The following is a 4,801-nucleotide window of genomic DNA, read 5'->3' as shown; positions in this document are numbered from 1 at the left end:
CATCAACATTTCTAGAGGGAGTGAATATCAAATACGTTTCTCGGCGTCTTGGACATAAAGATATTGTAACCACGCTGCAAACGTACTCTCATATTTTAGATGAGATGGAGCAAAAAGAGTCTCGGCAAGTTGACCTTGCAATGGAGGAGCTGTACCATGCTAAATAGCCGTGCAAAATTCATGCAAAATTTTTTCGGATTCTATCGTTTTTTTCGGGATTCCCAAAAAATGAAAAATGACCGCAAACGCGGTCATATCAAGGGTTTCAGCACTGTTAACCCGAACCGATCGTATGTAAGTGGCGTCCCAGGAGAGACTCGAACTCCCGACCGACGGCTTAGGGCCGATGCCCCTTCCTCTACAAGCTTACTCGAAGAAGATGGATGCGTCGGGGCAACTCGCAGTTGTTTCATAGAAGCCTTTGCTCGTTGCTCTATCCTACTGAGCTGCTGGGACATCATCGACAGAACACGCCAATATTCCCACTGTCGGCTCTTATAACCAAATAAAAAATTCCCCTCTCGCACATGGAATCAATCTTCTTCCCTGGCGATCGGAGAACTTCGTTCCAGCGCCTTTTGCGCGTTCTTTTCGTATGGAAATGGCGTCCCAGGAGAGACTCGAACTCCCGACCGACGGCTTAGAAGGCCGCTGCTCTATCCTACTGAGCTACTGGGACATAGCAATCATGACACTCTCATTATTCCGCTGCCCCTTCCTCTACAAGCCGATTCGAAGAAGCCCGATGCGTCGGGGCAACTCGCAGTTGTTTCAAAGAAGCTATTGCTCGTTGCTCTATCCTGCTGAGCTACTGGGACATAATCAACAGGACACCCCAACATTCCCGCTGTCCCTTCCTCTACAAGCCTACTCAAGGAAGCTTGGTGCGTCGGGACAACTCGTAGCCATTTCGAAGATGACTTTGCTCGTTGCCCTATCCAGCTGAGCTGCTGGAACAATATCCATACGATATTCACGATAAAATAAAGGAAAGCGGGTGATGGGAATCGAACCCACGACTTCAGCTTGGGAAGCTGAGGTTTTACCATTAAACTACACCCGCATGATCAATATCATTAGGACTTGTCTTAGAAACGACTGCAATAAAAATATAATCGCTAATTGTTTTTTTGTCAATATCTTTTTTTGAAGTTAGTTAATAAACGCGCTCGAGAGGATTCGAACCCCTAACCTTCTGATCCGTAGTCAGATGCTCTATCCAATTGAGCTACGAGCGCATATTGGGAAGCGGAAGACGGGACTCGAACCCGCGACCCCCACCTTGGCAAGGTGGTGTTCTACCACTGAACTACTTCCGCGTTGTAATGGTGAAGGAAGTTCATTCCTTCAAAACTAGATAACCGTTTCGGGAAGAAGCCGCGGCGCCTCCACTTTTCTTGTTAGGTTAAGCCCTCGATCGATTAGTATCCGTCAGCTCCACGTGTCGCCACGCTTCCACCTCGGACCTATCGACCTCGTCATCTTCGAGGGATCTTACCCGCCTGACGCGGTGGGAAATCTCATCTTGAGGGGGGCTTCACGCTTAGATGCTTTCAGCGCTTATCCCGTCCGCACATAGCTACCCAGCGGTGCCCCTGGCGGGACAACTGGTACACCAGCGGTGCGTCCATCCCGGTCCTCTCGTACTAAGGACAGCTCCTCTCAAATTTCCTGCGCCCGCGACGGATAGGGACCGAACTGTCTCACGACGTTCTGAACCCAGCTCGCGTACCGCTTTAATGGGCGAACAGCCCAACCCTTGGGACCGACTACAGCCCCAGGATGCGATGAGCCGACATCGAGGTGCCAAACCTCCCCGTCGATGTGGACTCTTGGGGGAGATCAGCCTGTTATCCCCGGGGTAGCTTTTATCCGTTGAGCGATGGCCCTTCCATGCGGAACCACCGGATCACTAAGCCCGACTTTCGTCCCTGCTCGACCTGTCCGTCTCGCAGTCAAGCTCCCTTATGCCTTTGCACTCTCCGAATGATTTCCAACCATTCTGAGGGAACCTTTGGGCGCCTCCGTTACCTTTTGGGAGGCGACCGCCCCAGTCAAACTGCCCACCTGACACTGTCTCCCACCCCGCTAAGGGGTGCGGGTTAGAATTTCAATACCGCCAGGGTGGTATCCCACCGCCGCCTCCACCGAAGCTGGCGCTCCGGCTTCCCAGGCTCCCACCTATCCTGTACAAGCGATACCAAAATTCCATATCAGGCTGCAGTAAAGCTCCACGGGGTCTTTCCGTCCTGTCGCGGGTAACCTGCATCTTCACAGGTAGTATGATTTCACCGGGTCTCTCGTTGAGACAGTGCCCAAGTCGTTACACCTTTCGTGCGGGTCGGAACTTACCCGACAAGGAATTTCGCTACCTTAGGACCGTTATAGTTACGGCCGCCGTTTACTGGGGCTTCGGTTCGCACCTTCAGCCTTGCGGCTTAAGCGCTCCCCTTAACCTTCCAGCACCGGGCAGGTGTCAGCCCCTATACGTCGCCTTTCGGCTTCGCAGAGACCTGTGTTTTTGATAAACAGTCGCTTGGGCCTTTTCACTGCGGCTCTCTCGGGCTCATCACCCAAGAGAGCACCCCTTCTCCCGAAGTTACGGGGTCATTTTGCCGAGTTCCTTAACGAGAGTTCTCCCGCGCACCTTAGGATTCTCTCCTCGCCTACCTGTGTCGGTTTGCGGTACGGGCACCTCTCACCTCGCTAGAGGCTTTTCTTGGCAGTGTAGGATCGGGGACTTCGGGACCGATGGTCCCTTCGCCATCACGGCTCAGCCTTTATGCCAGACGGATTTGCCTATCTGGCAGCCTAACCGCTTGGACAGGCTATTCCAGCAGCCTGCTCGCCCTACCTTCCTGCGTCCCCCCATTGCTCAAACGGTGAGGAGGTGGTACAGGAATCTCAACCTGTTGCCCATCACCTACGCCTTTCGGCCTCGGCTTAGGTCCCGACTAACCCTGAGCGGACGAACCTTCCTCAGGAAACCTTAGGCTTTCGGTGCAGAGGATTCTCACCTCTGTTTTCGCTACTCACACCGGCATTCTCACTTCTAAGCGCTCCACGAGTCCTTCCGGTCTCGCTTCGGCGCGCTTAGAACGCTCCCCTACCGATGACCAACGGTCATCCCGCAGCTTCGGCGGCACGTTTAGCCCCGGTACATTTTCGGCGCAGAGTCACTCGACCAGTGAGCTATTACGCACTCTTTAAATGGTGGCTGCTTCTAAGCCAACATCCTGGTTGTCTTTGCAACTCCACATCCTTTTCCACTGAACGTGCACTTTGGGGCCTTAGCTGGCGATCTGGGCTGTTTCCCTCTCGACCACGGATCTTATCACTCGCAGTCTGACTCCCAAGGATAAGTCATTGGCATTCGGAGTTTGACTGAGTTCGGTAACCCGATGAGGGCCCCTAGCTCAATCAGTGCTCTACCTCCAAGACTCTTCCCTTGAGGCTAGCCCTAAAGCTATTTCGGGGAGAACCAGCTATCTCCAAGTTCGATTGGCATTTCACCCCTACCCACACCTCATCCCCGCACTTTTCAACGTGCGTGGGTTCGGGCCTCCAGCCGGTGTTACCCGGCCTTCACCCTGGACATGGGTAGATCACCTGGTTTCGGGTCGACGACGACGTACTTTTCGCCCTGTTCAGACTCGCTTTCGCTGCGGCTCCGCCTCTTCGGCTTAACCTCGCACGCCATCGTCACTCGCCGGTTCATTCTACAAAAGGCACGCCATCACGCATGAACGCGCTCTGACTACTTGTAGGCACACGGTTTCAGGTTCTCTTTCACTCCCCTTCCGGGGTGCTTTTCACCTTTCCCTCACGGTACTGGTGCACTATCGGTCACTAGGGAGTATTTAGCCTTGGGAGATGGTCCTCCCTGCTTCCGACGGGATTTCCCGTGTCCCGCCGTACTCAGGATCCGCTCGGGAGGGAACGAAGTTTCGACTACAGGGCTGTCACCTTCTCTGGCCGGCCGTTCCAGACCGGTTCGTCTACCCCGTTCCTTTCTCACTCCCACAATGAGCGGTCCTACAACCCCAAGAGGCACGCCTCTTGGTTTGGGCTGTTCCCGTTTCGCTCGCCGCTACTCAGGGAATCGCGTTTGCTTTCTTCTCCTCCGGGTACTAAGATGTTTCAGTTCCCCGGGTGTGCCCTCCATGCCCTATGGATTCAGGCATGGATACTGTCCCATTACGGACAGTGGGTTCCCCCATTCGGACATCTCCGGATCAACGCTTGCTTACAGCTCCCCGGAGCGTTTCGGCGTTTGCCCCGTCCTTCATCGGCTCCTAGTGCCAAGGCATCCACCGTGCGCCCTTTCTAGCTTAACCTACAGCGCTCTCGGCTTCTTCCTTTGCGTTTCCGGTTATCTAGTTTTCAAGGAACGAAGTTGCTGCCTTGAACCTGCTTCTTCGCTGGTTTGCGTCGAGGAATTCGGCTTCTCCGAATCCGCTTGTAGACGCAGACGCAAACGAGACTACTTCATTGAATTCACTTCTCTGCAGTCTTGTGCCGAGGAATCTTGCTTCCCTGAACCTGCTAGCAGACGCAGGCACAGGCGCTTTTGAAGGAATTTCTCATTCCTTCAAAACTGAACGAAGCGACTGCCTTGAGTCTGCTTCCTTGCAGCTTTGCGCCGAGGAATCCATCTTCCTTGAATCTGCTAGAAGACGCAGGCGCAAAACAAGTGAAGGAATTTCTCATTCCCTCAAAACCGAACGAAACGAAAGCGCTGTGTATCGACAGTTGGCCATTGCGGCCTCCGCTTTTCGTGATGTCTAGCTCCAGCGCCTAG

General features: G+C 53.7%; 4 tRNA genes, 1 rRNA gene and 1 pseudogene. 1 reads left to right on the top strand and 5 read right to left on the bottom strand.

What is annotated here, in order from left to right:
- Window positions 1–167: pseudogene (locus GZ1_RS19735) on the top strand (site-specific integrase); the annotation flags it as partial.
- A gap of 435 nt (window positions 168–602) precedes the next feature.
- On the opposite strand, the gene GZ1_RS17390 reads toward GZ1_RS19735, so the two are convergent.
- From GZ1_RS17390 to GZ1_RS17370, 5 genes are all read right to left on the bottom strand, one after another.
- A tRNA-Arg gene (locus tag GZ1_RS17390) sits at window positions 603–679 on the bottom strand.
- A gap of 313 nt (window positions 680–992) precedes the next feature.
- Window positions 993–1,063 (bottom strand) — tRNA-Gly (locus GZ1_RS17385).
- A 101-nt stretch (window positions 1,064–1,164) separates the two neighbouring features.
- Window positions 1,165–1,238, bottom strand: a tRNA-Arg gene (locus GZ1_RS17380).
- Between the two features lie 9 nt (window positions 1,239–1,247).
- Window positions 1,248–1,319: transfer RNA gene (locus GZ1_RS17375), tRNA-Gly, on the bottom strand.
- An 82-nt stretch (window positions 1,320–1,401) separates the two neighbouring features.
- Window positions 1,402–4,337, bottom strand: a 23S ribosomal RNA gene (locus GZ1_RS17370).
- Between the last annotated feature and the right edge of the window lie 464 nt (window positions 4,338–4,801).

The sequence above is a fragment of the Geobacillus zalihae NBRC 101842 genome, from assembly GCF_001544135.1.
Classification (GTDB): Bacteria; Bacillota; Bacilli; order Bacillales; family Anoxybacillaceae; genus Geobacillus; species Geobacillus zalihae.
The sequence above is the reverse complement of the archived record's forward strand: the minus strand, read 5'-3'. Positions and strand labels throughout refer to the sequence as shown.